27 protein-coding genes are annotated in these 26,969 nt (G+C 61.7%); 12 read left to right on the top strand and 15 right to left on the bottom strand.

The window, feature by feature from the left end:
* Window positions 1–172: 172 nt before the first annotated feature.
* The 9 genes from ACQ4WO_RS24190 to ACQ4WO_RS24150 all read right to left on the bottom strand — a co-directional run bounded on the left by ACQ4WO_RS24190 (window position 173) and on the right by ACQ4WO_RS24150 (window position 9,268).
* On the bottom strand, window positions 173–1,459 hold the full coding sequence (locus ACQ4WO_RS24190; protein WP_034745922.1) for a Glu/Leu/Phe/Val family dehydrogenase: 1,287 nt from the start codon (window positions 1,457–1,459) through the stop codon (window positions 173–175).
* Between the two features lie 203 nt (window positions 1,460–1,662).
* Window positions 1,663–2,643 carry a LysR family transcriptional regulator gene (locus tag ACQ4WO_RS24185; RefSeq protein WP_436483558.1) on the bottom strand — a complete coding sequence of 327 codons (981 nt, stop codon included), beginning with the start codon at window positions 2,641–2,643 and terminating at the stop codon, window positions 1,663–1,665.
* Window positions 2,644–2,687: 44 nt separating this feature from the next.
* Window positions 2,688–3,170 carry a hypothetical protein gene (locus tag ACQ4WO_RS24180; protein WP_436483557.1) on the bottom strand — a complete coding sequence of 161 codons (483 nt, stop codon included), beginning with the start codon at window positions 3,168–3,170 and terminating at the stop codon, window positions 2,688–2,690.
* Window positions 3,170–4,993: a DNA helicase RecQ gene (gene recQ / locus ACQ4WO_RS24175; RefSeq protein WP_436483556.1), complete on the bottom strand. Its 1,824-nt coding sequence runs from the start codon at window positions 4,991–4,993 to the stop codon at window positions 3,170–3,172. Before recQ ends, ACQ4WO_RS24180 begins: the two co-directional genes overlap by 1 nt.
* 6 nt (window positions 4,994–4,999) lie before the next feature.
* Window positions 5,000–5,845, bottom strand: a complete 846-nt coding sequence (locus ACQ4WO_RS24170; RefSeq protein WP_128141745.1) for an undecaprenyl-diphosphate phosphatase — start codon at window positions 5,843–5,845, stop codon at window positions 5,000–5,002.
* 168 nt (window positions 5,846–6,013) lie between these two features.
* On the bottom strand, window positions 6,014–7,162 hold the full coding sequence (locus tag ACQ4WO_RS24165; protein WP_436483555.1) for an MFS transporter: 1,149 nt from the start codon (window positions 7,160–7,162) through the stop codon (window positions 6,014–6,016).
* Between the two features lie 32 nt (window positions 7,163–7,194).
* Complete coding sequence (locus tag ACQ4WO_RS24160; protein WP_436483554.1) at window positions 7,195–7,965, bottom strand: DeoR/GlpR family DNA-binding transcription regulator; 771 nt, start codon at window positions 7,963–7,965, stop codon at window positions 7,195–7,197.
* Between the two features lie 90 nt (window positions 7,966–8,055).
* Entirely contained in the window at window positions 8,056–8,328 is a 273-nt protein-coding gene (locus ACQ4WO_RS24155; protein WP_436483553.1) for a YkgJ family cysteine cluster protein, read from the bottom strand.
* Window positions 8,329–8,398: 70 nt separating this feature from the next.
* Window positions 8,399–9,268 carry a head GIN domain-containing protein gene (locus ACQ4WO_RS24150; RefSeq protein ID WP_436483552.1) on the bottom strand — a complete coding sequence of 290 codons (870 nt, stop codon included), beginning with the start codon at window positions 9,266–9,268 and terminating at the stop codon, window positions 8,399–8,401.
* 295 nt (window positions 9,269–9,563) lie between these two features.
* On the opposite strand from ACQ4WO_RS24150, the gene ACQ4WO_RS24145 reads away from it, so the two are divergent.
* The 4 genes from ACQ4WO_RS24145 (at window position 9,564) to ACQ4WO_RS24130 (ending at window position 12,853) form a co-directional block, all read left to right on the top strand.
* Window positions 9,564–10,214 (top strand): TetR/AcrR family transcriptional regulator, encoded by a 651-nt coding sequence (locus ACQ4WO_RS24145; protein WP_034745948.1) that lies wholly within the window; start codon window positions 9,564–9,566, stop codon window positions 10,212–10,214.
* Window positions 10,215–10,383: 169 nt separating this feature from the next.
* Entirely contained in the window at window positions 10,384–11,034 is a 651-nt protein-coding gene (locus ACQ4WO_RS24140; protein ID WP_139090593.1) for a protein-L-isoaspartate O-methyltransferase family protein, read from the top strand.
* Window positions 11,035–11,047: 13 nt separating this feature from the next.
* Window positions 11,048–11,371 carry a rhodanese-like domain-containing protein gene (locus tag ACQ4WO_RS24135; protein WP_034788759.1) on the top strand — a complete coding sequence of 108 codons (324 nt, stop codon included), beginning with the start codon at window positions 11,048–11,050 and terminating at the stop codon, window positions 11,369–11,371.
* 141 nt (window positions 11,372–11,512) lie between these two features.
* Window positions 11,513–12,853 carry a TolC family outer membrane protein gene (locus tag ACQ4WO_RS24130; protein ID WP_436483551.1) on the top strand — a complete coding sequence of 447 codons (1,341 nt, stop codon included), beginning with the start codon at window positions 11,513–11,515 and terminating at the stop codon, window positions 12,851–12,853.
* A gap of 71 nt (window positions 12,854–12,924) precedes the next feature.
* On the opposite strand, the gene ACQ4WO_RS24125 is transcribed toward ACQ4WO_RS24130, so the two are convergent.
* Window positions 12,925–13,392 (bottom strand): DMT family transporter, encoded by a 468-nt coding sequence (locus ACQ4WO_RS24125; protein ID WP_436483550.1) that lies wholly within the window; start codon window positions 13,390–13,392, stop codon window positions 12,925–12,927.
* Between the two features lie 92 nt (window positions 13,393–13,484).
* On the opposite strand from ACQ4WO_RS24125, the gene ACQ4WO_RS24120 reads away from it, so the two are divergent.
* Window positions 13,485–14,390, top strand: a complete 906-nt coding sequence (locus ACQ4WO_RS24120; protein ID WP_436483549.1) for a LysR substrate-binding domain-containing protein — start codon at window positions 13,485–13,487, stop codon at window positions 14,388–14,390.
* Between the two features lie 4 nt (window positions 14,391–14,394).
* Here ACQ4WO_RS24120 and gloA read toward each other — a convergent pair whose 3' ends face one another.
* The 4 genes from gloA to ACQ4WO_RS24100 form a co-directional block, all read right to left on the bottom strand.
* Window positions 14,395–14,802: a lactoylglutathione lyase gene (gloA, locus tag ACQ4WO_RS24115; RefSeq protein ID WP_071653386.1), complete on the bottom strand. Its 408-nt coding sequence runs from the start codon at window positions 14,800–14,802 to the stop codon at window positions 14,395–14,397.
* A 111-nt stretch (window positions 14,803–14,913) separates the two neighbouring features.
* Window positions 14,914–15,336, bottom strand: coding sequence for an OsmC family protein (locus ACQ4WO_RS24110; protein WP_436483548.1), 423 nt, complete (start codon window positions 15,334–15,336; stop codon window positions 14,914–14,916).
* Window positions 15,337–15,441: 105 nt separating this feature from the next.
* On the bottom strand, window positions 15,442–16,752 hold the full coding sequence (locus ACQ4WO_RS24105) for a PQQ-dependent sugar dehydrogenase (RefSeq protein WP_436483547.1): 1,311 nt from the start codon (window positions 16,750–16,752) through the stop codon (window positions 15,442–15,444).
* A 39-nt stretch (window positions 16,753–16,791) separates the two neighbouring features.
* Complete coding sequence (locus tag ACQ4WO_RS24100; protein WP_035822593.1) at window positions 16,792–17,058, bottom strand: hypothetical protein; 267 nt, start codon at window positions 17,056–17,058, stop codon at window positions 16,792–16,794.
* Between the two features lie 261 nt (window positions 17,059–17,319).
* Between ACQ4WO_RS24100 and ACQ4WO_RS24095 the strand changes: the two genes are divergently transcribed.
* From ACQ4WO_RS24095 to can, 7 genes are all read left to right on the top strand, one after another.
* Window positions 17,320–18,291: an NAD kinase gene (locus ACQ4WO_RS24095; protein ID WP_223278865.1), complete on the top strand. Its 972-nt coding sequence runs from the start codon at window positions 17,320–17,322 to the stop codon at window positions 18,289–18,291.
* A gap of 47 nt (window positions 18,292–18,338) precedes the next feature.
* The gene (gene recN, locus ACQ4WO_RS24090) at window positions 18,339–20,006 is read left to right on the top strand and encodes a DNA repair protein RecN (protein WP_436483546.1); all 1,668 of its coding nucleotides are present in this window, start codon (window positions 18,339–18,341) and stop codon (window positions 20,004–20,006) included.
* A 149-nt stretch (window positions 20,007–20,155) separates the two neighbouring features.
* Window positions 20,156–21,265 carry a ferrochelatase gene (gene hemH / locus ACQ4WO_RS24085; RefSeq protein WP_436483545.1) on the top strand — a complete coding sequence of 370 codons (1,110 nt, stop codon included), beginning with the start codon at window positions 20,156–20,158 and terminating at the stop codon, window positions 21,263–21,265.
* A 344-nt stretch (window positions 21,266–21,609) separates the two neighbouring features.
* Entirely contained in the window at window positions 21,610–22,146 is a 537-nt protein-coding gene (grpE, locus tag ACQ4WO_RS24080) for a nucleotide exchange factor GrpE (RefSeq protein ID WP_034745977.1), read from the top strand.
* Window positions 22,147–22,237: 91 nt separating this feature from the next.
* A complete protein-coding gene (gene dnaK / locus ACQ4WO_RS24075; protein ID WP_034745982.1) occupies window positions 22,238–24,181 on the top strand; it encodes a molecular chaperone DnaK in 1,944 nt (647 codons plus the stop codon).
* Between the two features lie 161 nt (window positions 24,182–24,342).
* Window positions 24,343–25,476, top strand: a complete 1,134-nt coding sequence (dnaJ, locus tag ACQ4WO_RS24070) for a molecular chaperone DnaJ (RefSeq protein WP_034745985.1) — start codon at window positions 24,343–24,345, stop codon at window positions 25,474–25,476.
* A gap of 136 nt (window positions 25,477–25,612) precedes the next feature.
* Entirely contained in the window at window positions 25,613–26,284 is a 672-nt protein-coding gene (can, locus tag ACQ4WO_RS24065) for a carbonate dehydratase (protein ID WP_034788731.1), read from the top strand.
* An 18-nt stretch (window positions 26,285–26,302) separates the two neighbouring features.
* Here can and ACQ4WO_RS24060 read toward each other — a convergent pair whose 3' ends face one another.
* Window positions 26,303–26,788: a tetratricopeptide repeat protein gene (locus ACQ4WO_RS24060; protein ID WP_436483544.1), complete on the bottom strand. Its 486-nt coding sequence runs from the start codon at window positions 26,786–26,788 to the stop codon at window positions 26,303–26,305.
* Between the last annotated feature and the right edge of the window lie 181 nt (window positions 26,789–26,969).

The following is a 26,969-nucleotide window of genomic DNA, read 5'->3' as shown; positions in this document are numbered from 1 at the left end:
GCTGGCGCCCATAAAAAATCCCGCTCACACGTCAGTGTGGCGGGATTTTTTTTAGAACGCCAGCAACCCAATGGCGCCTGAAAAATGTCTGGGGCTAGGCGCAAAGCCGAAGACCGTACGCTAGTACGGCGAGGCGAAGCAACAACGCCCCAGGCATTTTCTCAGGCAGCCATTAAGGATACAGACCGCGCACTTCGCGAGCTTGCAGCACGCGCGTGCATGCCAGGATGAAGGTCGCGGTACGCATCGACACTTTCTTCTCTTGCGACACTTGCCATACCGAGTCGAACGCTTCGCGCATGATGCGGGTCAGGCGACTGTTGATTTCTTCTTCCGTCCAGAAGAAGCTCGAAAAGTTCTGCGCCCACTCGAAGTAGCTGACGGTCACGCCGCCGGCGTTGGCCAGCACGTCCGGCACGATCAGCACGCCGCGGTCGGTCAGGATGTCGTCCGCTGCCGGCAGGGTCGGGCCGTTGGCGCCTTCCAGGATGATCTTGGCGCGGATGACTTGTGCGCGTTCAGCCGTGATCTGCTGTTCCAGCGCGGCCGGGATCAGGATGTCGCAATCGATGCCCCAGAAATCTTCGCGTGGCACGAATGCCTCTGCGCCCGGGAAGCCTTCGACGCTGCCGACTTCGGCTACGTGTGCCAGCAATTGCGGGATGTTCAAGCCGCCGGAATGCACGACGGTCGTCTTGTGGTCTTGTACCGCGACCACTTTCGAGCCGGCTTCAGCGAACATGCGTGCGGCGACGCCGCCCACGTTGCCGAAACCTTGCACGATGACTTTTGCACCTTCGAGCGACATGCCGACCTTGGCGGCCGCATCGCAACCGACGACGAATACGCCGCGGCCCGTCGCATCGCGGCGACCCAGGCTGCCGCCCAGCGAGATTGGCTTGCCCGTTACCACGCCGGTCGACATATTGCCGCCGATCATGGCGTAGCTGTCCATCATCCACGCCATGACTTGTTCATTCGTGTTGACATCCGGCGCCGGGATATCCTTGTTCGGTCCGATGATCATGCTGATCTCGCTCGTGTAGCGGCGGGTCAGGCGTTGCAGTTCGTTGCGCGACAGGGTCTTTGGATCGACACGGATACCGCCCTTGGCGCCGCCGTATGGCACGTTGACCGCTGCATTCTTGACCGTCATCCAGGCCGACAGGGCCATCACTTCCGACAGGGTCACGTCCTGGTGGAAGCGCACGCCGCCTTTGCCCGGGCCACGCGACAGATTGTGCTGCACGCGGTAGCCTTCGTAGTGGGCAATGGTGCCGTCATCGCGCTCGATAGGCACGTCGACCGTCAGGATGCGCTTTGGACGCTTCAGCGTTTCCACCCAGCGCGACAGGTTGCCCAGGTACGGCGTAACGCGGTCGATCTGCTCGAGGTAGACGCCCCATGGGCCCAGGTCTTCAGGATTGAGGTAGGAAGGAAGTGCGTGCTTGCTGGTCATGCTTGATAAGCTCCTGGACAAAACGGTGGTGTAACGCCGAAAAATCCGCAGAGAATCGCGATGATTTTTTCTGGCGTTCAAAAATGCTGTGGTAGGCGCATCTTGCGGCTGCGCGCAGCGGAACCGCATCGTAGGCGATAGCCTCATGCCCCGGCCAATGCTTTGTGCGCATCCGGTTATGCATTTATTGCATAGTTAGGAGATCAGGAGGGAATTGTGGTGACAGCTGCGCGCCGGCGTTTTTTCCCGCTGCGCGCCTTGCCATCCTGCGCCTGCACCAGGTACTGCCACAGGCTTTCGACGATCTGTTTGCCGGGACGCAGGCTCGATGGGCGTTCGCGGTACAAGCGGATTTCCAGCTCGATTTCCCAGCCTGGCGCGCCGCCGTCGGCGCGTGCCAGGTGCTTGTATTTGACGTCGCGCATGACGGCCGATTCGGGCAGGAAGGCGATGCCGCGGCCTTCCAGGGCCATCATTTTGAGGCCTTCGGCCATGTCCGTTTCGTAGCAGGTTTCCAGGAACAGGGGCGCTTTGGCATCGGCCAGCAGCAATTCCACCATGCGTCCCAGGTAGGCGTTGCTGGTGTAGGAAAGGAAGGGCAGCGGCTCCTTGGCGCTGCCGGGCAGGACGAAGTCCGGCACCTTGTCCTGGCCGCAGCGCGCATACGCGCGCAGGGTTTCGCGGCCCATCACCAGCATGTCGTAGCGGCCCGGGTCCAGCTGCACCGGCTGGCGCGGATGGTGATAGCACAGCAGCAGGTCGCAGCCGCCGTCGACCAGTTGCAGCACGGCATCGTGCACGTTCAGGGCCATCAGGCGGCTGTTGATCGGCGCAAAACCTTCTTCCAGCGCCGTCAGCCATTTCGGCATGAAGGTCAGCGACAGGGTATGCGGCACGGCGAAATCGACGCTCGTTTGCGTGGCCGCGCGCTTGCCGCGCAACAGGGCGCGCACGCCATTGATTTGTCCCAGCATTTCCAGCGCCTGTTCGTAGAACACGGCGCCGGCCGGCGTCAATCGCGTGGGGTACGAAGTGCGGTCGACCAGGTCGATGCCGAGCCAGTTTTCCAGCGACTGGATGCGCCGCGAAAAGGCGGGCTGGGTCACGTGGCGCAGGGCCGCGGAACGGCTGAAATTATGTGTTTCAGCGAGCGAGATGAAGTCTTCCAGCCATTTGGTTTCCATCGCGGGACCGTTCTCTTGTCAGGGGCACAGGCAAAGTAAAGTGGTCAGGGCGTCTCGGGCGATGCCGCGGGCTGGTACAGCGCGGCGGGCAGGCCAAAGAAAGACGGCGGGCCCAGGGTCGTGCCATCGAGCGAGCCGCCCGCGTCCAGGGCCTTGTTGATGGCCTCCAGCAGGGAGCTGCGGTCGGCCAGATTTTGTATCAGCGCGCGCGGGCCGTTGTGGAAGGTGTGCTGGGCGATATCTGCGGCGACGACAAAGATCGGCTCGCGGCGCAAGGGGAACTCCACCCATTCGCCGTCTTCGTCCTGGGCGCAGAAAGTATCGGGCAGGGTCATGTTTTCGGCGCCGGGAAGGTGCGACGCCAGCACCAGGCCGAAGGCTTCCGGCACCACGTCGGCCAGGCGGCGCAAGGTGAGCCCGTCCTGCACCAGGGCGCGTACTTGTGCTTCCACCGCATCGTCGGCGTCGGGCTGGGCGCCCAGAATTTTTACGGCCTGATAGATCAGGTCCGGCGAGAGTGCTTCCATTAAATCATCTCCAGAATCATGGCGACGATTTCGTCGCCGTACGAGGCCAGTTTTTTCTCGCCCACGCCGCTCACGCCGCGCATCTGCTCGAGCGAAGTGGGCTTGGCTTTGGCGATTTCGCGCAAGGTGGCGTCGACGAAAATCACGTAGGCGGGCACGTTGTGCGTGCGCGCCGTCTCCACGCGCCACCAGCGCAGCTTGTCGAAGATCGCCTGTTCGCCGGCGGACAAATCCGTCTCCACATAGCCCTTCGCCACGCTGGTGCTGCGCTTGCTGGTTTTCACCGGTTTCTGGTACTGGCGCAGCTGCACTTTCTGGCCGCCCTTGAGCACGGGGCGCGAAGCGTCCGTCAGTTTCAGCGAGCTGTATTGTTCATGGTCGACCGAGACGAGACCCAGCGCGATGGCCTGGCGAAGAATCGATTTCCATTCCGCTTCGCCCAGGTCCGAGCCGATGCCAAACACGGACAGCGAATCGTGGTGCCAGGTCTTGATGCGTTCCGATTCCACGCCGCGCAGCACGTCGATCACGTGGCCGCCGGCGAAGCGCTGGTCGACGCGGTAGATGGCCGACAGCAATTTTTGCACGGGCACCGTGCCGTCGAAGGACACGGGCGGCACCAAACACGTGTCGCAATTGCCGCACGGCGAAGCCGGTTCGCCGAAGTATTCGAGCAGGCGCATGCGGCGGCAGCTGAGCGTTTCGCACAGGCCCAGCATGGCGTCGAGTTTGACGCCCAGCACGCGTTTGAAGGTGTCGTCCGCTTCGGACTCGTCGATCATGCGCCGCTGCAGCACCACGTCCTGCAAGCCGTACGCCATCCAGGCGTTGGCGGCCATGCCGTCGCGGCCCGCGCGCCCCGTTTCCTGGTAATAGCCCTCGATACTTTTCGGCAGATCCAGGTGGGCCACGAAGCGCACATCGGGCTTGTCGATACCCATGCCGAAGGCGATGGTGGCGACCATGACGATGTTTTCTTCGCGCAGGAAGCGCGCCTGGTTGGCGCTGCGCTTGGCGTACTCCATGCCAGCGTGATAGGGCAGGGCGCGGATGCCGCTCTGGTTCAGAAATTCCGCCGTCTCTTCGACCTTTTTGCGCGACAAACAGTACACGATGCCGCAGTCGCCCGCGTGTTCCGTGTTGATGAAGTCGAGCAGCTGCTTGCGGCCATTCGCCTTTTCCACGATCTGGTAGCGGATGTTCGGGCGGTCGAACGACGAGACGAACTGGCGCGCGTCTTCCAGCTGCAAACGCAGGGCGATTTCGGCGCGCGTCTGCGGGTCGGCCGTGGCCGTGAGCGCGATGCGCGGCACGTCCGGGAACTGCTCGTGCAGCACCGACAGCTTGATGTATTCGGGACGGAAGTCGTGGCCCCACTGGGCCACGCAATGCGCCTCGTCGATGGCGAACAGGGAGATCTTCGAGGCCTGGAATAGGTCCAGACAGCGCTGCGTCATCAGGCGCTCGGGCGCCACGTAGACGACGTCGATGCCGCCCGTGCGCACCAGGCGTTCGATACGGCTCGCTTCTTCGTAGGTTTGCGTGGAATTGAGGAAGGCGGCGCGCACGCCGACTTCGGCCAAAGCGTCCACCTGGTCCTGCATCAACGCGATCAGCGGCGAGACGACGACGCCGACGCCATCGCGCAGCAGCGCGGGAATCTGATAGCACAGCGACTTGCCGCCGCCCGTGGGCATCAGTACCAGCGCGTCGCCGCCATGGCTGACGTGGTCGACGATGTCGGCTTGCTGGCCGCGGAAGGCCGGGTAGCCGAAAACGGTTTGCAGCAGGTGCAGCGCGCGCTGGTTAAGATCTTGATTCATAGTGCCTTATTCTGCCCAAACAACCCAGCCGTAGTGGGCGCTGGCCAACACCAGCAAGCCGAACACAATGCGGTACCAGGCAAAAAACGTGAAGTCGTGCGAGCTGATATAGCGCAGCAGCCAGCGCACGCACAGGAAGGCGGAGATGAAGGCGGACACGGTGCCCAGGCCGAACAGGGGCACGTCGGTGGCCGACAGGATGTCGCGCGCCTTGTACAGCGAGTAGAAGGTGGCCGCCAGCAGGGTGGGGATGGCCAGGAAGAACGAGAATTCGGTGGCCGTCTTGCGCGACAGGCCCAGCAGCATGCCGCCGATGATGGTCGAGCCGGAGCGGCTGGTGCCGGGAATCAGCGCGAACGCCTGCGCGCAGCCCACTTTCAGGGCGTCGAACGGCGTCATCTCATCGACCGAGTTGACGCGCACGGTGACGGGATTGGTGCGCGCGCGGCGTTCTACCAGCAAAATCACGATGCCGCCGATGATGAAGGCCATGGCCACGGGTACTGGCTTGAACAGCGCATGCTTGATCATCTTGCCAATCGCCAGACCGATGACGGCCAGCGGCAGGAAGGCGATGGCCACGTTCAGCACGAACTTGCGCGACTTCGCTTCGCTGCCAAAGGTGGTCAGCACGCTGCCGATGCGCTGGCGGTATTCCCAGCACACGGCCAGGATGGCGCCGGCCTGGATGGCGATCTCGAAGACCCCCATGACTTCTTTCGATACATCCTGTGTAAAGTCGAGCAGGCTGCCGGCCAGGATCAGATGACCCGTGGACGAAATCGGCAAGAATTCGGTAAAACCTTCGACCAGCCCCATGATGATGGCTTTTAACGCAAGAATGAGATCCATAGATGTATAAAAGGGTATAAGTACGGATATAAGTGGCAGGATGGTGTGAGTGTGCGGCGCCCGCAATGTGTGCGGGGTCGAAGCTTACCATGCCGCAGGCCCGGCTAGCCGATTTGGGCGCTGGCGGACAGCGGTTTTTTGCCGCTGCCAGCCAGGCAAGGGGAGGACTCAGGGAGCCTGTTTTGCCGACGCCACCAGGCGCGCGCTGGCCGCCACCAGCAGCAGGGCGGCGCCCAGCATGGCGAAGGCGATATTCAGGCTGGTGGCGTGCGCCACGAAGCCGATCACGGCCGGCCCGGCCAGGATGCCCGCATAGCCGATGGTTGTGATGGCTGCCACCGCCAGACTGGCCGGCATCGCATGTTGCTGGCCAGCTGCCGTAAACAAGATGGGCACGATGTTCGCCGCGCCCAGGCCGATCAGCACGAAGCCAAGCATGGCCAGACTGGCATGCGGCGCCAGCACGGCCAGGAAGAAGCCTGCCGCCGCGCACAAGCCGCCAAAAGTAAGCACCCGCTTTCCGCCAAAGCGGCTGACCACCTTATCGCCCGTGAAGCGGCCCACCGTCATGGCGATGGCGAAGGCGGCGTAGCCGAGGCCACCCTTGGCTTCTTCCACGCCGCGCGTGGTGGTGAGGAACAGGGCGCTCCAGTCGAGGATCGCGCCTTCGGCCAGGAAGACGATAAAACACAGCAAGCCGATGAAAATGACGGCGCCGTGCGGCATGACGAACAGCGGCGTCTTTTCGCCGGAGGCGGACGCCGTCGGCAGCAGATGGCCTTGCGCCGCGCCCAGCACGCCGCACAGCAGCAGCATCACCACGACGCAGGACCAGGCCGGCGTCAGGCCCAGCCACAGCAGCAGGGCCATGCAGGCCGCGCCGGCGAAGCCGCCCACGCTGAACAGCGCATGAAAGCCCGACATCATGGCGCCGCCGTTGGCTTTTTCGATGATCACGGCCTGGATATTGATGGCCACGTCAAACGTGCCCATGGCCGCGCCGAACACCAGCAGCACCAGGCCCAGTTGCAGCGGCGTGGCCGCCAGCGCCAGGCCGGGCAGCACGGCGGTCAGCAGCAGGCCGGCGCAGACGATGACCTTGCGGCAGCCGAAGCGTGCCGTGAGCATGCCCGTAAACGGCATCGCGCACAGCGAACCGGCGCCCAGGCACAACAGCAGGATGCCGAGTGTGGCCTCATCGAGGCCCAGGCGCGACTTGGCATAGGGGACCAGCGGGGCCCAGGCGGCCATGCCGAGGCCGGCGGCAAAGAAAACCAGGCGCGTGGCGCGTTGTTGCAGGGTGCCGGTGAGATGCATGGGGGAGCTTTTCAAGAGTCGGGTGGATAAAATCAGGCGCGGGCGCGCAAGATCTGCACGCCCAGCCGTTCAAAGGCGGCCACGTGGGCCGCATCGGCATCGACTTCCAGTACCAGGTGCTGCAGCAAGCCCGTGGCCAGCACGCCGAATGGCGCGGCCGTGCCCAGCTTGTCGCTGGTGACGGCGACCACTACCGCCTTGCTGGCACCGGCGATGCTGCGCTTGAACTCGGCCTCGTCGTAGTTGAACGCCGTCACGCCCGCGTCCGCATCGGCGCCGCAGGCACCGAGGAAACACAGGTCGGGATGCATGCGCTCGACCGTGCGTAAGGCTTGCGGACCCAGGCTGGCGCCGGCGCGGCGGTCGAGCCGGCCACCAGCCATGATCAGCTCGATTTCCGGGCGTTCCATCAACGCCATGGCGATCGATGGCGCGTTGGTGATGACAGTGAGCGCCAACTGTGGCAAGGCGCTGGCGATGGCCAGGTTGGTCGAACCTGCGTCGAGAAACAGCACCTGCCCCGTACGCACGAGCGACACGGCGGCCTGCGCCAGGCGCGCCTTGCGCTCAGGCGCCTCCTGCTTTCGCTGCGTCAAGGTGCCGCCGTCGGGCGCCAGCGGCAGGGCGCCGCCATACACGCGCTGGCACAGGCCGGCTGCCGCCATCTCGCGCAGGTCACGCCGTATCGTATCTTCGGAAACGTCGAGCTGGCGCGCCAGGTCCAGCGCCAGCACCCTGCCATCGGCGTGCAATTGTTGCTGGATCAGCGCGTGGCGTTGTTTGAGGAGCAGGGTGGCGGACATGGTGAATTTATAAACGTGCAGGAATGCGCATGAATATACGCAAACGTGCAGACGTGGTCAACCGTTATCTGTCAGCCGCCGTCGCGCCGTTCAGGGCGCCGTGAGCCGCTCCAGCTCGGCGAGCCAGCTAATGGCATGTTCGCGGCTGCTGCCGCACATATCCTCGGATGGCTGCAAGCCGCCGCAAAACGCGGGCCGTTCCGGCTGGCCGAAGATCTTGCAGCGGTTGTCGTCAGCCAATTGCACGCAGCGCACGCCCGCAGGTTTTCCATCCGGCATGCCAGGAATCGGGCTGGTGATGGACGGGGCGGTGCAGCAGGCGCCGCACGAGGGACGGCATGCCAGGGTGGCAGAGGATGACATGGGATTTCAGGCGAACGGGTGAGGAGCCGACAGTATAGCAAGCCGGCTCCCATGCGTTGCCAGGACGCGTTCAGCGCACGATGCTGACGCGCTTGCCCGACAGGGTGCGGCGGGCCGGATCGCCATGCACGGTGATACGGCCGGAACCGCTGGCGCGGGCGTTGACTTCATTCTGGACGCTGACATCGACGTCGCCGGAACCGTTGCTCGCCAGATAGGCAACGTCGCTGCGCAGGGCGGCCAGGTTGATATCGCCCGAACCATTTACGTTGGCGTCGAGGCGCTGCACGGCGCCACTGGCGCTGATGCTGCCCGAGCCGTTGACGGCCACGTTGACGCGTTCGCCGCGTACATTGCCCAGCTGGATGCTGCCCGAACCATTCTGCACCGCGTCCGTGTTACCGCTGGCGAGGGCCGCCGCGTTGATGCTGCCGGAACCATTGTTGGCCACGTCGAAGCGCCCCACGATGCCCGACAGTTCGCTCTTCATCGAACCGCGTTGTTCCAGGCTGAAATCGTCGCCATTGAAACCGCTGGCCACCAGGCGGCCCGAACCGGAAATGGTGATCTTCTTCAATTGCGGCGTCGTGTAGATGACGTGGATGCCATTGCTGCTACGAATGTTCGTATCGCTCCAGATGCGCAGGGTATTGCCGCTCACTTCGCTATGGATGCGCGGCTGCAGATTGCTGTCCGCCTCGATCACCAGCGATGCAGCTGGCCCGACGCGCACGTCGATCTTGATATCGATGCGCTTCATGCTGTCGATGTCGAGCGTGCTGATGTTGCTGACCTGGCGCACGTCGCGGCTCACTTGTTCGTTGCCCTGGATGGCATTGCCGCCCGTGTCGACATGGCGCACTTCGCCATCGTTGGGGTTGATGACGATGGCGCAACCGCCGAGGGCAAGGGCACAGCACAGGGCCAGCAAGGTACGCATGGTATTTCCTTTATGATTGTTTTAATTTGGGACAGAAAAAAAGCCGGCTGCCGCGCCGCGGCTGCCGTGCTGTCGATGGCAAGATAGCAAATCGGACACGCTTGCTGGATGGAAATGCGATGAACTGCGCAAAATGGAGGCTGAAACGCATTCTGCTTCACCCGGCGCCGCAGGCCCGACGTCGGCACCGAGCGTACAATGCCTGTGTTCGGTGCAGGGCGGTGCCTCGCGCTTGACCTTGGCGGTAGACAGGACTACTATTAATGACTCAAAAGTAAGTTACTTGGAAAGACACATGCAAGCCCCGATTGATACCAAGCCCCGCTGGGAGCGGCGCAAGGATGCCCGCCCGCAGGAGTTGCTCGCCGCCGCCCTCGACCTGTTTGTCGAACGGGGCTTCGCATCGACGCGCCTGGAGGATGTGGCCAAGCGGGCTGGCGTGTCGAAAGGCACCCTGTACCTGTACTTTGAGAATAAACAAGAGCTGTTCAAGGCCGTGGTACGCGACAATATCGTGCAGTCGATCGGCGAGGCGGAAGACAGCATGGCCGCCTCGGACAGCAGCAGCGCCGAGTTATTGCGCAGCATGATGATGCAATGGTGGGAAGAGTTCGGCGCTACCAAGCTGGCCGGTTTGACCAAGCTGATGCTGGCCGAAGCGAACAATTTTCCGGAATTGGCGCAGTTTTACAACGAAGAGGTGGTCACGCGCGGGAATGCGCTGATTGCCACCCTGGTCGAACGGGGCATGCAGCGCGGTGAATTCCGCCAGGTCGATCCCGTGCTGGTCAGCACCATCCTCAGCGCGCCCGTTACCATGCTCATGATGTGGACGCATTCCTTCCTGCCGTGCGAGGTCAAGAATATCGATCCGATCGCCTATATGGATGCGTTTATCGACATGAGCTTGCGCAGCCTGCAGGTGGAGGCGCCCGGGAAAAGCTGACGCGCCATGTCCTCTGCTACCGTTCAGTTGCCCCTTTTCCAAGGTTCGCCCCCTCAAATCTGCAGATCGTCGCAAATTCCCTCCATTCCCCGCCTTTATGGTTAACATGTGCTTTCAGCCAGTTCAACGATAAAATGGCGGATTATTACTTCACTTACCGAGTCCAAAGATGAATATCGAACAAGCCCGCTTCAATATGATCGAACAGCAAATCCGTCCATGGGACGTACTGGATATCGACGTGCTGGAGCTGTTGAACGTGGTCAAGCGTGAAGATTTCGTGCCGGCCGCCTATAAAAACCTGGCCTTCGTCGATACCGAAATTCCACTGGGCGGCGGCGAATGCATGTTCACGCCGAAGCTGGAAGCGCGCATTTTGCAAGACGTCGCCGTCAAGAAGCATGAAAATGTGCTGGAAATCGGCACCGGTAGCGGCTACATGGCCGCGTTGCTGGCACACAAGGCGCGTCATGTGACGAGCGTGGAAATTGTTCCCCAATTGAAAACCCTGGCCGAGCAGAACCTGGCCGCCAACGGCGTGACGAACGTCACCGTGGAACTGGGCGATGGCGCCCAGGGCTGGAGCAAAGGCGCGCCGTACGACGTGATCGTCGTCTCGGGTGCCCTGTCGGTGCTGCCGGAAGCGCTGTTGCAACAAGTAAAAGTGGGTGGCCGCATCCTGGCCATCATCGGCGAAGCGCCGATCATGTCGGCGCATCTGATCACGCGCAGCTCGGACAAGGCCTACGACACGCGCAAGCTGTTTGAAACCAATGTCACGCCGCTGCAAGCCGTTGCACCGTCGCATTTCCAGTTCTGAGGCGACCGATTCGATGGAGCATTTGAGTGCACCCCAGCTGGCCGCCTGGCTGGCTGACCCTTCCCGCCCGCGTCCGTTTCTGCTGGACGTGCGGGAACAGTGGGAGTTCGACCTGTGCCACCTCGACGGCGCCACCCTGATGCAGATGAACTCGATTCCTGCCCGCATCGATGACCTCGATGAAGACGCCGAAATCGTCTGCATCTGCCATCACGGCATGCGCAGCATGCAAGTGGCGGCCTTCCTGGAGCGCAATGGTTTTGGCAAGATCAGTAATTTGACGGGCGGCGTGCATGCCTGGGCGCTGCAAGTCGACAGCGCGATGCCTAAATACTAAGTTATTTTGCAGTAGATGCACCCAGGCATGTTTTCCTGCATGCCTGCGGAGGCCTGTACCCCGCTCATCCTGCGGGAGCAAGGCAAGCGGTAGCAGATTTTTGATTCCATCAACTTTTGACGACTCCAACGGAGAAATGCAATGCGGAAACCCCTTATCGCCGTGCTGATGACCAGCGCCTTTGTCTCAATGACATGCTCGCTGCAAGTGCAGGCGGCCGATCTCATCCAGGTGTACCAGCAGGCGCTGGCCAATGACGCGCAGTATGCGAGCGCGCGTGCGGCCCTGTCGGCCGGGATGGAGCGGGTTCCGCAGGGGCTGGCAGGCTTGCTGCCGCAAGTGTCCGCGTCGGGCACGAATACACGTGGCAATCAGGAGCAGATCGCCCAGAACAATGGGGGCAACAAGATCACCTCGCCGTCCGTGAACGTGCGCACGAACAGCTACAACCTGACCCTGGCGCAACCGCTGTTCCGTTGGGACCGTTGGGAAACCTATCAGCAAAGCAAGCTGGCGCAAGCGATTGCTGAAGCGCAATTTGCGCAAGTCCAGCAAGACTTGATCACGCGCGTAGCGCAGGCGTATTTCGACGTGCTGAGCGCGCAGGACAACCTGGGCGCCACGCAGGCGCAAAAAGTGGCCACGACGGAGCAGCTGGCATCGGCCAAGCGCAACTTCGAAGTCGGCACGCAAACGATTACTGACACGCACGAAGCGCAAGCGGCGTACGATCTGGTGGTGGCGCAGGAATTTGCCGCCATCAATGACCTGGCCAACAAGCGCAGCGCCTTGCAAACGATCATCGGCGAAGCGCCAACGTCGCTGGCGCCGATGCGCACGGGCGTGGTCATCAGCGCACCGGAACCGGCTGCCATCGAGCCCTGGGTGAGCTCGGCGGAAGAACAGAACTACGGTGTCGTCACGGCCCAGTTCAACGTGGAATCGGCCAAGCGCGACATCGGCCGCAATCGCGCCGGCCACTACCCGACCCTGGACCTGATCGCCAATACGGGCCATAGCTACACCTCCGGTGGCGGCAACGGCAGCGGCAATAACAACAATGCCATCGGCGTGCAGTGGAGCATCCCGATCTTCAGCGGCTTTGCCGTCACCAGCAAGGTGCGCGAATCGATCGCGTTGGAAAACAAAGCCCGCAACGACCTGGAAACGGCACGCCGCACCGCATCGCAAGGCGCGCGCCAGGCTTTCCTCGGCGTCAACAGCGGCCTGGCGCAAGTGAAGGCGCTGGAAGCGGCGGAAGTGTCGAGCAAATCGGCACTGGAATCGAACCAGCTCGGCTATCAAGTGGGCGTGCGCATCAATATCGACGTCTTGAATGCGCAAAAACAACTGTTCTCAACGCAAAAAGACCTGTCGAAAGCCCGCTACGACACCATCATGAACGGCTTGCGCCTGAAGGCGGCGGCCGGCACCCTGAAGGAAACGGATTTGATGCCTGTGAACGCCTTGCTCGACAAGTAATCTTTTTCTCCAGATTCAGATGAAAACCAGCACCGGCGACGGCGCTGGTTTTTTTTCGTCTTGACGTGCTTTTATACAGTGCGGCTGTTGGCTATTTGCGTGAGGATCACCCCCGCCACCACCAGCCCCGCACCGGTCCAGTGCAGCGGAGAAATGTGCTTGACGGCAAAACCCAGCAAACCGTAGCGGTCGATGGCCAGCGCGGCCAGCATCTGTCCGCCGATGACGGCCGCCATGAAGGGGCCGGAACCCATACGCGGCGCCAGCATCAGCGCGGCCGTAATGTAAAACACCCCGGCCGCGCCGCCTAGCCAGGACCAGCCCGGTCCCCGCATGGCGAGAGTGACATCGGGCGCGGGCACCCGCCAGACCAGCATCACGAGCGAGGCGAGCACGGCACTGACGGCCAGCGAGGCGAGCGTGGCCCACAGCGGGTGGCCCAGGTTGCGGCCCAGCGCTGCATTCGCGCCCGCCTGAAACGGGACGACGGCGCCGGCCAGCATGGCCAGCGGGGCAAATACGGTAATCCATCCATGCATGTGTGACTCCATCACGTTGAGTTGATGGGGTCATCGTATTATGCTGTCATCATTAAATCCAATTCGTAATTTGTCAGCCAACTATGCATGAAATGAATAATCTGCGCGCCGTCGATTTGAACTTGCTGGTGATCTTGGAAGCGCTGCTCAGTGAGCGCCACCTGTCGCGCGCGGCCGAGCGCTTGCACATGAGCCAGCCCGCCGTCAGCCATGCGCTGGCCCGCTTGCGCCATCTGCTCGGCGATCCGCTGCTGTTGCGCGGCAAAGGTGGCTTCCAGCCGACGGCGCGTGCTTTGGAGCTGGCGCGGCCGCTGGCCGAAGCCTTGCAAAGCGTGCGTTCCGTGCTCGGCGGCGCCGTCTTCGAGGCGGCCACGGCGCAGCGCGTGTTTCGCCTGGCCATGTCGGATTACGGCGCGGCGCTGGTCTTGCCGCGTTTGCTGCGCCGCTTGCGCGTGGACGCGCCCGGCATTGACCTGGCCATCAGCTATGCCAGCCGATCAGCTGTGATCGCTGGCGTGCAGGATGGCGAGATCGATCTGGCGCTGGGCGTGTTCCCGCAATTGCCCGAGCAGTTACGCCGTGAAACCTTATTCGAGGAAACGTTTGTGTGTGCGCTCGATCCGGCAACCATGGCCTCTAGTGAAATGCTGAGCCTGGAAACCTATCTGGCGCGCCCGCATGTGCTGGTGGCGTCCAGCGAGGGTGGCATGGCGGCCGAAGTCGATGCGGCCCTGGCCCACTTGGGCCAGACGCGCCGCATCGCCGTGCGTGTACCGTACTGGACGGTCGCACCGGATGTTGTGAGGGGGACGGACTTGATCCTGACGGTGGCGCAGCGCGCTTTGCAGGGAAGTGCGGCGCAGGGGCTGGCGTTGTACGCTGCGCCATTTGCCATTGCGCCGTTTGCGTTTGAAACGATACGGCACCGCCGTACGGACGGCGATGCGGGCATCGCCTGGCTGCGCGCGGCCGTTGCACAGGCCGCCGAGCCAGGCTGAGCTATTACAGGCCGCCGCCCTGGCCGTCGAACTTGCGTTCGATCAATTCGATCTTGTAGCCGTCCGGGTCGGTGATGAAGGCGATGACCGTGTTGCCGCCTTTCACGGGGCCCGGTTCGCGCGTGACGTTGCCGCCATTCGCGCGTGCCGCGTCGCAGGCGGCGACGATGTCGTCGGCCGAGATGGCGATGTGGCCATACGCCGTACCCAGCTCGTAGCTGGTGGTGCCATAGTTATACGTCAGTTCCAGTTCCGCATGGTCGGGATTCGAGCCATAGCCGACGAAGGCCAGGGTGTACTGGTACTCCGGATTGTCGCTGGTGCGCAGCAGCGTCATGCCCAGGACCTTGGTGTAAAAATCGATGGAGCGCTGCAGGTCGCCGACCCGTAACATGGTGTGCAAAATACGCATCGTAAATCCTTGAGGGTGTAGGGGAATGGCAGGATTTTATGCGTTTTACGGCTTTCTTGCCGAGACCGCCCATGCCGCCCGCTGGTACCGGGGCGGCGGACGGTGGCGTGCTTACTCCAGATGGGCGTCCAAGGTGATTTCCGTGGCCAGCAACTTCGATACTGGGCAACCGAGCTTGGCGCGCAGGGCCGCGTCCTGGAACGCTTCGTCGTTGGCCCCGGGAATGGTCGCCACCAATGTCAGGTGCACGGCCGTAACGGCATAGCTGCCATCGATTTTTTCCAGGCTGACGTCGGCCGTGGTTTTCAGGGCCGTGGCGCGCAGGCCCGCCTCGTCCAGCTGCCCGGACAGGGCCATGGTGAAGCAAGCCGCATGGGCCGCGCCGATCAGTTCTTCCGGATTGCTGCCGGGACCGTCTTCGAAGCGCGTATTGAAACCATAGGCCACATTGTCGAGCGCGCCGCTTTGGGTGGAAATAAACCCTTTGCCATCTTTAAGGCCGCCACTCCAGACGGCTGATCCTGTTTTTTTCATGATGTACTCCTTGCGTGGTTCGAGCGCCCATCATGCGCGTGCCACCCTTGCCCTTCCGTTCGTTGCGCCACACAGGGGGCGTATGCGCGCGCCGGGCATCGCCGCTCACGGCGCCGGCGTCACGCGCCAGATGACATTGCCCACGTCGTCCGCCACCAGCACCGCCCCCGCCTTGTCGACGGCCACGCCGACGGGGCGTCCCTGCGCCTTGCCATTGCTGTCGAGGAAACCGGCGATGACATCCTGTGGCGGCCCGCTGGGCACGCCATTCGCGAAGGGCACGAAGATGACTTTATAGCCGCTGAAGGGTTTGCGGTTCCATGAGCCGTGCTGGCCGACGAAGGCGCCGCCCCGGTAGCGTTCGGGCAGCAAGGTGCCGTCATAAAACACCAGCCCCATCGAGGCCGTATGTGCGCCCAGCGCGTAGTCGGGCGCGATGGCGGTGGCCACCAGCTCGGGACGTGGCGGCTTGGCCCGCGCATCGACGTGCTGGCCGAAATAACTGTAGGGCCAGCCATAGAAGGCGCCGTCCTTGACGGACGTCATGTAGTCGGGCACCAGGTCGTTGCCCAGCTCGTCGCGTTCATTGACGGCCGTCCACAGTGCCCCGCTGTGCGGCTGCCAGGCCAGGCCGACGGGGTTGCGCAAACCCGTCGCGTACACGCGTGCCTTGCCCGTCGCGCGCGTGACTTGCCAGATGGCGGCGCGGCCGTCTTCTGCCGACAGACCATTCTCGCCCACGTTGCTGTTCGAGCCGACGGAAACATAGAGAAATTTGCCGTCGGCACTGGCGATGACGTTCTTGGTCCAGTGGTGATTGATGGGGCCGCCCGGCAAATCCAGCACCTTCACGCCAGGCGCCGTGATGCTCGTCTGGCCTTCCTTGTAGGGAAAACGCATCAAGGCGTCGGCATTGGCGACATACAACTCGTTACCGACCAGTGCCATGCCAAATGGCGAATTCAATCCTTGCAGGAACACGCTGCGCGTCTGCGCCACGCCGTTTGCATCGACGCCGCGCAGCAAGGTGATGCGGTTGGCGCTGGGCGTGGCGGCGCCCGCCTTTTTCATCTGCATCTGCATGATGGCGCCCTTGATGCCTTTGTTATCCTCGGGCTTCGGCGGGGCATTCGTTTCCGCCACCAGCACGTCGCCATTTGGCAGCACGTACAGCCAGCGCGGATGGTCGAGGTCGCGCGCATAGGCATGGATGGCCAGGCCGGGCGCGACCACGGGGCGCTGCGCCGCCGTCCAGCGCCGCACGGGCGCCACGTTGACGGTGGGAATCAGCTGCTTGTCCGGCGCGGGCAGCACGGGCTGCGGGCCGAAGCCGACGGGCATGGCGGGCGCCTGGGCGTGGGCGGTAGTGGCGCCGCAGGCAGCGGCCAGCAGGAATGAACAGATGTAACGGTGCATGGCGTACTCCGGAAAAGTAACGGTGCCTGACAGTTCGATTCAGCGCGCTTTCTTTGGTTCCAGCTGCGGGTCGGGACGCGCTTGCTGTGGCGCGGCCGGCTTGACCTTTTCCACGCCGGGCTGGGCGCGCCGGTCCGTATCGACAAGGCCCTGTTCCAGGTCGCTGGCCGCCTGTTGCATGATCTTGCGCGGGCGCACGTTTTGCGCATCGGGCGATTCATCGCGCTCGTGCGGCAGACGGTCGACGCCGTCATTCTTGACCTTTTCATCGGTATTGATCTTGCGTTCGCTATGCTGGGTAACCATATGGCCTCCTGACAGTAAAAGTAACGTGAAATCAGTGTCCTGCCGCGGCAGGCCATCTGCAAGCGGATTTGTCCATGCAGGGAGCGCTGGCGCACGCATGGATGATTCTTTTTCTGCGCTACACTGCGTGCAACACCAAGAACGCCCCTTGCGGGCACACGGCAGCCGCACTATACTGTGGATATATACAGTATCATGCGATGCCGACGTGCGACGCGACAGCCTGGGGCGGCTTGCCACGAATTCACTACCGAGACTCTTATGCCCGTCGATACACACGCCGAACAGCGCGCCGAACAGCCAGCCGCGACCTTGCCAGCCCCGGGCGAACGCTTCAACCTGGGCGCCAAGACCATCGCCCTGGTCGTGCGCCAGAATACGGATGGCATTGCCGAACCCGTAAAAAGCATCGTCGATTTCCTGCAAGTGCTGGGCCACACGGTGGTCTTCGAGGCGGAGACGGCCGCGCACCTGAACCTGGCGTTTCCCGGCGTGCACGCCATGTCGCCGGCCGAGATTGGCGCCGCCGCCGATTGCGCCATCGTCATGGGCGGCGACGGCACCATGCTGGGCATTGCGCGACAGCTGGCTCCATTTGACGTACCGTTGATCGGCATCAATCAAGGACGATTGGGTTTCATGACCGACATCCCGCTCGAGCGCATGCTGCCCGTGCTGGCGCAAATTCTCGGCGGCCGCTTCAAGGCCGAGCGCCGCACCTTGCTTGAAGGCAGCGTGCTGCGCGATGGTGAGTCGATCCACGTGGGCATGGCCGTCAACGATGTCGTCGTCTCGCGCGGCGCCGGCGCCGGCATGGCCGAATTGCGCGTCGAGGTCGATGGCCACTTCATGTACAACCAGCGTTCCGATGGCTTGATCATATCCACGCCCACAGGCTCGACTGCGTACTCGCTGTCGGCCGGCGGCCCGCTGCTGCACCCGACCCTGGGCGGCATCGTGCTCGTGCCGATCGCCCCGCATGCGCTGTCGAACCGCCCCATCGTCTTGCCCGACTCGAGCCAGATCGTCGTGGAAATCGTGCGCGGGCGCGATATCAGCGTCAATTTCGACATGCAGACCTTTGCCAGCCTGGTGCAGCAAGACCGCATCCTCATCCGCCGTTCGCCGCACACGATTACCTTCCTGCATCCGGAAGGGTGGAGCTACTACAACACCCTGCGTGAAAAATTGCACTGGAATGAGTACCCGTCGGGCGAGGGCAAGCTCAGCTAACTTTTTCTCCACCTCAACCCGCGGTGCGCCGCCCAACCACAGAAGCCATGCTCCATACACTGTCCATTCGCGATTTTGTCATTGTCGATACCATTGAACTGGAATTTTCCGCCGGCTTCAGCGTGCTGACGGGCGAGACGGGCGCCGGCAAGTCTATCCTCATCGATGCGCTGACCCTGGCGCTGGGCGGGCGAGGCGACGCCAGCGTGGTGCGCGAAGGCTCGGCCAAGGCCGACATCACGGCCGATTTCTCCGTCAGCGACGTGGCGCAAGCCTGGCTGGTGGCGCATGAATTCGCCAACGACGATGGCGGTGCCCTGCTGCGCCGCGTGATCGACAATGCGGGCCGCTCGAAAGCGTACATCAACGGCATCCCCGCCACGGCCGCGCAGCTGCGCGAGCTCGGTGACATGCTGGTCGACATCCACGGCCAGCACGCGCACCAGTCCTTGCTGAAAAGCGAAGCGCAGCGCGCCTTGCTCGACGGCCAGGCGACGGCGCGCGAAGCGGGCGCGGAACAGGATGCGCGGCAAGTGGCCGCCCTGCACAAACGCTGGCGCGCTCTCGTGCGCCAGCGCGAGGAATTTGAAACGAATGCCGCCAACGTGCTGTACGAGCGCGAACGCCTGGAATGGCAAGTGGGCGAACTGGAAAAACTGGCCGCCAAGCCCGGCGAGTGGACGGAGATCACGAACGAGCACAGCCGTCTGTCGCACGCGGCCAGCCTGCTGGAAGGGGCGCAGGAAGCCTTGTCCCTCATTTCCGAGTCGGAAGACCATCCTATCGTGTCGCAACTGTCGGCCCTGAACCAAAAGCTGGGTAAGCTGGTCTCCGTCGATGCGGAATTGCAGCCGATTGTCGACCTGATCGAATCGTCGCGCATCCAGTTGCAGGAATCCGTTTACGCGCTGAACAATTACCTGGACCGGGTGGAACTGGACCCGGAGCGCCTGCACCAGCTCGACGCGCGCATGGAAGCCATGCACAGCACGGCCCGCAAATTCCGCGTCACGCCCGAAGAGTTACCAGAGGAACACGCGAAGCTGTCGGAAAAGCTGCAGCACCTGGCCGACGCTTCCGACATCGAAGGCTTGCTGCGCCAGGAAGCGAAGATCGAGGCCGAGTACCGCGCCGTGGCCGAGCGCCTGTCCGCCACGCGCCGCGCTGCGGCCCTGGAACTGGGGCAAGCCGTCACGCGCGCCATGCAGGAACTGAGCATGACGGGCGGCAGTTTTGAAATCGCCCTGCACCCGTGCGAACCGGCCGCCCACGGACTCGAGCAAGTCGAGTTCCTCGTCGCCGGCCATGCGGGCACGGCGCCACGTTCCCTGGCCAAGGTGGCGTCCGGCGGCGAACTGGCGCGCATCGCGCTGGCCATTTCCGTCATCACCTCGCACGCCACCACCACGCCGACCCTGATCTTCGACGAGGTCGACAGCGGCATCGGCGGCGCCGTCGCGGAAGTCGTCGGGCGTCTATTGAAACGTCTGGGGCAGGGACGCCAGGTGCTGTGCGTGACCCACTTGCCGCAGGTGGCCAGCCAGGCGAATCAGCATTTCCAGGTGGCGAAAAGCACCCTGGACAATGGCAAGACGGCCTCGCGCATTGACATGCTCGACGCCAAGGCCAGGGTGGAAGAAGTGGCGCGCATGCTGGGCGGCCTGGAAATCACGGCCACCACGCGCAAGCATGCGCGTGAACTGCTCGCGATTTGAACGCGGCTTAAATCCGGGGGCAGACCCCCGGATGCGTTAGCGCTGAGCTTGACGTTAGCGGCATTGAGGGTCTGACTCCAGCACTTCGCTATTAACTCAATGCAACTATAATAACTGGCTAATCCATCCAACGCCTTCGAAGAGCCTTCATGTCATTTCAAACAGAACCGCCGTACACGCATGGCAGCATCGACCGCAGCGCCGTGGTGCTGGTCAACCTGGGCACGCCCGATGCGCCGACCTCGTCGGCCGTGCGACGTTACCTGAAGCAATTTTTGTCCGATCCGCGCGTGGTGGAGATTCCCCGCATCGTCTGGTGGTTCATCCTGAACCTGATTATTTTGCCTTTCCGCTCCGGCCAGTCGGCCAAGAAATACGCGTCGATCTGGACACGTGAGGGCTCACCCCTGAAAGTGCATACGCAAAAGCAAGCCAAGTTGCTGGCCGGCGCCCTGGCTGAGCGCGGTCATGACGGCGTCACGGTGGCCATGGCCATGCGCTACGGTTCGCCTTCTTTGCCGGAAGTGCTGGCCAAGCTGAAAAGCGAAGGCTGCGAGCGCATCGCCATCCTGCCGGCCTATCCCCAATATTCGGGTACGACGACGGGATCCATCTACGACGCCGTGTTTGCCCATTACGCCACCGTGCGCAATGTGCCGGAATTGCGTTTTATTAAGCAATATCACGAGCACGACACGTATATCGACGCCTTGCGCGATTCGGTGCTGAATCATTGGGAAGCGCATGGCCGTCCGGAAAAACTGGTGATGAGTTTTCACGGCGTGCCCAAGCGTACCTTGCTGCTGGGCGACCCCTACCACTGCCAATGCCTGAAAACGGCGCGCCTGCTGGCGGAAAAGTTAAAATTAAGCAAAGAGCAATACGTGGTGACCTTCCAGTCGCGCTTCGGAAAGGCCGAATGGCTGCAGCCGTACACGGCACCCACCCTGGTGGCGCTGGCCCAGCAGGGCGTCAAGCGCGTCGACTTGCTGTGCCCGGGTTTTACCAGCGATTGCCTGGAAACCCTGGAAGAGATCGCCATGGAAGCGAAGCATGATTTTGAAACGGCCGGCGGCCAGCAGTTTCACTACATCGCTTGCCTGAACGAAACGCCGGCCTGGATCGCGGGCATGGCGGAAATTGCGGAACAGCACATGATTGGCTGGCCGACGATGAAGACGGCGGCGCAGCGCGAGGCGGACAAGAAAGCGGGCGAGCAGGCGCGCGCGGCAGCGCTGGCCTTGGGCGCGACGAATTAAGGATTGTAAATTTTTGACAACAAAAAGCCGCGCTTGCGCGGCTTTGTCATGTCTGGCGCGGCCAAGCAGCTTTCCAAATAGCAACACCGCCAGTGGCGATGGCGGCGGCGGGGCTGGTAGAATGCCCGCTTTGCCGTGGGAAGCCTGGAAAATCAAGGGATGCGCGCACGGATCGCTGGCCGAAATGGATAGCGTTTTGTAATACGCTGTAACATGGACCGATGTAATTCTGGTTTTGCCATGCATACCCCTTGAAACAATAGGATATAGCCCCATCTGCCCGTTAGTGTTGTAAAGATAGTTAGACTAACTCATTTAAGTCATTGATTGTAGGAGCTTTTCAGATGCAAGATCAGGAAAACCAAGCTGTACCTAATCCGCAAGCGGACGCCGCGGCGACTGCCCCATCGACTCCCGCAGAGCCTACTTTGGAAGAGCAGCTGGCGAGTACCGAAGCGCGTCTTGCAGAGATGCACGATGCCTTCATGCGCGCCAAGGCTGATGGCGAAAATATCCGTCGCCGCGCGCAGGAAGATGTTGCTAAAGCGCATAAATTCGCAGTCGAGAGCTTTGCCGAAGCCATGGTGCCGGTCAAAGACAGTCTGGAAACGGCGCTGACGGTAGAAGCACCGACCATCGAATCGCTGAAAGAAGGCGTCGAGATGACCTTGAAGCAACTGAACGCCGCGTTCGAGCGCAACCGTCTGGTGGAAGTATTGCCAGTGCAGGGCGAAAAACTCGATCCGATGAAACACCAGGCTGTTGCCGTGGTGCCAGCGGACCAGGAAGCCAATACCATCGTGTCAGTCCTGCAAAAGGGCTATATGATTGCGGACCGCCTGCTGCGTCCAGCCATTGTAACGACCGCGCAAGCAAAATAATCAGAGGGCGGCATCAAGCAAGCCTTGAAACCATGCCGCTTTGCCACATATAAGAACCATCTGAAATCTAGCAAATAAAAGGAAATAAATCATGGGTAGAATTATCGGTATCGATCTGGGAACCACGAATTCCTGCGTTTCCATCATGGAAAACGGTCAACCAAAGGTAATCGAAAACGCTGAAGGCGCACGCACGACGCCGTCGATTATTGCTTATCAAGAAGATGGCGAAATTCTCGTCGGCGCGCCAGCGAAACGCCAGGCCGTGACCAATCCGAAAAACACGCTGTACGCAGTCAAGCGTCTTATCGGTCGCAAGTTCGACGAAAAAGAAGTTCAAAAAGACATCGCGCTGATGCCATACCAGATCATGAAAGCCGACAACGGCGATGCATGGATCGGCGTACGCGACAAAAAACTGGCTCCGCCGCAAATTTCGGCTGAAGTCCTGCGCAAGATGAAAAAAACGGCAGAAGACTACCTCGGTGAAGAAGTCACCGAAGCCGTCATCACCGTACCTGCGTACTTCAACGACTCGCAGCGTCAAGCCACCAAGGATGCCGGCCGTATCGCTGGCCTGGACGTCAAGCGCATCATCAACGAGCCAACCGCGGCAGCGCTGGCGTTCGGCCTGGACAAGACCGAAAAAGGCGACCGTAAAATCGCCGTGTACGACTTGGGTGGCGGTACGTTCGACGTGTCGATCATCGAAATCGCAGATGTTGATGGCGAGAAACAATTTGAAGTGCTGTCGACCAACGGCGACACCTTCCTGGGCGGCGAAGACTTCGATCAGCGCGTCATCGATTACATCATCGACGAGTTCAAGAAGATCAACGGCATCGACCTGAAAAAAGATCCGATCGCCCTGCAGCGCATCAAGGCTTCGGCCGAGCGCGCGAAGATCGAATTGTCGTCGTCGCAGCAAACCGAAATCAACGAGCCGTACATCGCCATGGCGAACGGCGCGCCGGTCCACTTGAACCTGAAGATGACCCGCGCCAAGCTGGAGTCGCTGGTGGAAGAGCTGATCACGGCCACGATGGAACCATGCCGCATCGCTATCAAGGATGCAGGCGTGAAAGTGTCGGACATCGATGACATCATCCTGGTCGGCGGTATGACCCGTATGCCGAAGGTGCAGGAAAAAGTGAAGGAATTCTTCGGTAAGGATCCACGCAAGGACGTGAACCCGGACGAAGCCGTCGCCGTGGGCGCAGCGATTCAAGGTTCGGTCCTGTCGGGCGAACGCAAGGATTTGCTGTTGCTGGACGTTACTCCTCTGTCCCTGGGTATCGAAACCCTGGGCGGCGTGATGACCAAGATGATCCACAAAAACACGACGATTCCGACCAAGTTCAGTCAAGTGTTCTCGACGGCCGACGACAACCAGCCTGCGGTGACCATCAAGGTCTTCCAGGGTGAGCGCGAAATCGCCGCCGGCAACAAGGGCCTGGGCGAATTCAATCTGGAAGGTATCCCGCCAGCATCGCGCGGCACGCCACAGATCGAAGTGACCTTCGACATCGACGCCAACGGCATCTTGCATGTCGGCGCGAAAGACAAGGCCACCGGCAAGGAAAACAAGATCACGATCAAGGCCAATTCCGGCTTAACCGAGGCTGAAATCCAGAAGATGGTCAAGGATGCCGAGCTGAACGCGGAAGAAGACAAAAAGGTCAAAGAATTGGCCGAGTCGCGCAACCAGGCCGATGCTCTGGTACACTCGACCCGGAAATCCTTGACCGAATACGGCGACAAGCTGGATGCGGGCGAGAAAGAGAAGATCGAAGCGGCGATCACCGACCTGGAAGCAAGCATCAAGGCGGGCGACAAGGCTGAGATCGACGCCAAGGTGGAAGCACTGTCGAGCGCATCGCAGAAACTGGGCGAAAAAATGTATGCCGACATGCAAGCGCAGCAAGCTGCCGGCGGCGCGGAAGGTGCACAGCAAGCTGCTGGCGCATCGGACGCAGGCGCCAAGCAAGACGACGTTGTTGACGCTGACTTCAAAGAAGTCAAAGACAGCAAGTAATTGTCTTGCGCTCCCATGAACTGGGGGCAGCCGGGCTGAACGCTACATCGCGGGATTAGCCGCGAAGACCGGCCGAGCCGAGTCGTTGCCCAGTGCAGCACTCGACTCGGCTTTTTCGTGTAATTTTTACATCAGTAGATAGACTGCAAGGTGCCGACAACATGGCAAAGCGTGATTTTTACGAGACACTCGGTGTCGCAAAAAATGCTTCGGAAGAAGAGATCAAAAAGTCTTACCGTAAACTGGCGATGAAATACCATCCGGACCGCAATCCGGATAGCAAGGAATCGGAAGAAAAGTTTAAGGAAGTCAAAGAAGCATACGAGATGCTGACCAATCCGGAAAAGCGCGATGCGTATGACCGTTATGGTCACGCTGGCGTGGACCCGAACATGGGCGGCGGTGGCGGCTTCGGCGGCGGTGCTGGCGGCTTTGCCGACAGTTTCGGCGATATCTTCGGCGACATCTTTGGCGGTGGCGGTGGACGCAGCCGCAATGCGGGGCCACAGGTGTACCGTGGCGCCGACTTGCGCTACAACCTGGAAATTACACTGGAGCAAGCTGCTCACGGCTTCGACACGACCATCCGCGTGCCGAGCTGGGACAAGTGCGACACTTGCCATGGCAGCGGCGCCAAGCCGGGCACGTCGCCGACCACCTGCGGTACCTGCGGTGGCCACGGCCAAGTGCGCATGCAGCAAGGTTTCTTCAGCATCCAGCAAACCTGCCCGAAATGCCATGGCAGCGGCAAGGTCATCACCGACCCGTGCACGCCATGCGGCGGCGCCGGTCGCATCAAGCGCAACAAGACCCTGGAAGTGAAAATTCCAGTCGGTATCGACAACGGCATGCGTATCCGTTCGTCCGGCAACGGCGAACCGGGCACGAATGGCGGTCCGTCGGGCGACCTGTATGTGGAAATCCACATCAAGCCGCACGCCGTGTTCCAGCGCGAAGGCGACGACCTGCATTGCGAAATGCCGATCTCGTTCACCAAGGCAGCTTTGGGCGGCGAAATCGAAGTGCCTACCTTGAACGGCAAAGTGTCGTTCACGATCCCGGAAGGCACCCAATCGGGCAAGACCTTCCGCCTGAAAGGCAAGGGCATCAAGGGCGTGCGCTCCGGTTACGCGGGCGACCTGTTCTGCCACGTGGCCATCGAAACGCCCGTGAAACTGACGGAAAAACAGAAAGACCTGCTGCGCGACTTTGAAAAGTCGACGACCGAAGGCGGTGCCAAGCACAGTCCGCAAAGCAAGACCTGGAAAGACAAGGTCAAGGATTTTTTTGAATAAGCACACGTAACATCATGCGCCGGGATGCTTCAACATCCCGGCGTTTTTTTCATCACGACTGAACAATGTGCGCGCATAGCCGGCCTATGGGCGCGATCTGCCGCCAATGCAGTCGTACGTACACAATGGGAGCGATATGACCGAACAGAAAAATGGCCCGGCCCTGGCGGAACTGCTGCAGCGTAACCGCCGCTGGGCCGACTCGATGGTGGCGAAAGACCCGAACTTCTTCAAGAACTTGGAAGCGCAAACGTCGCCCGAATACTTGTGGATCGGCTGCTCCGACAGCCGCGTGCCAGCTAACGAATTGCTGGGCATGGCGCCTGGCGACGTGTTTGTGCACCGTAATATCGCCAATGTGGTCGTGCATTCCGACCTCAATTGCCTGTCCGTCCTGCAATTTGCCGTGGACGTGCTGAAAGTCAAACATATCATCATCGTCGGCCATTACGGCTGCAAGGGCGTGCATGCGGCCATGACGGGCACGCGCATCGGCCTGGTCGACAACTGGCTGCGCCACGTGCAGGACGTGGGCCAGAAGCACGAGCGCTATCTGGGCGACGTGCTGACGAGCCGCCAGCGCGGCGACCGTCTGTGCGAACTGAACGTCGTGGAACAAGTCTTGAACGTGTGCCAGACCACCGTCGTGCAAGATGCGTGGGAGCGGGGCCAGGAACTCAGCGTGCACGGCTGGGTCTATGGCTTGAAGGATGGCTTGCTGAACGACCTAGAAGTGACCGTCACGGCCGGCCACGAACTGGCACCGCGCATGGCGACGCGCCTGGCCCGCTACGAAGCCATCGCGTAATCGATGCTGGCGCCGTGCTTACGGTGCCGCATTGTCCAGGCGGCCCAGGTAATCGGCCGCCTCCCGCACGCCCTCCTGCGCCGCCTGGCGCAGCCAGGTTTTGGCCTGGGGAATGTCTTGCGGCGTGCCCCGGCCTTCGGCCAGCGCCACGCCATAGTGGTAGCGCGCCAGCCGCGCATAGGCGGCATCGTCGTTCGTATGCGCACCGCGCCGCATCAGCGCCGTCGCCTGTTGCAAGTCCTTGGTCACGCCGATGCCCGTCTCATACAGCTGGGCCAGCCAAATCATCGAATATACATCGTTCCAGCGCCGGATGCAGTCTTCAAAAATGGCGACGGCGGCCGCATGGTCGCCCGTCTTGTCGGCCGCATAGCCGTACAAACACTTGATGCGCTTGTCGCTGTGCACATAGGCTTTGTAGCTGAGATCGCTTTCACCCTCGCTATCCTGCGCGTGGACGAAAGCAGGGAACAGCAAGGCGAGCAGCAGGGCGTAGGTGGGCATGGCTTTCCTGGTCTATTGTAAAGATTAGTGAGTAAGCAAGTTGCATGCTCACCCCATTCCCGGGCAAAGCCCCTGCTGCTGCGCCATTGCGTGACAGTGCCTGTTGCAGCGTGGCGCAACGCGCCGCGCATATCCATATAGTAAATGCTTCGTTTGCAAGCAAGGCTGGCCGGCATACAGT

The organism is Janthinobacterium aestuarii (assembly GCF_051380835.1).
In the GTDB taxonomy this organism is placed as follows: Bacteria; Pseudomonadota; Gammaproteobacteria; order Burkholderiales; family Burkholderiaceae_D; genus Janthinobacterium; species Janthinobacterium aestuarii.
The sequence above is the reverse complement of the archived record's forward strand: the minus strand, read 5'-3'. Positions and strand labels throughout refer to the sequence as shown.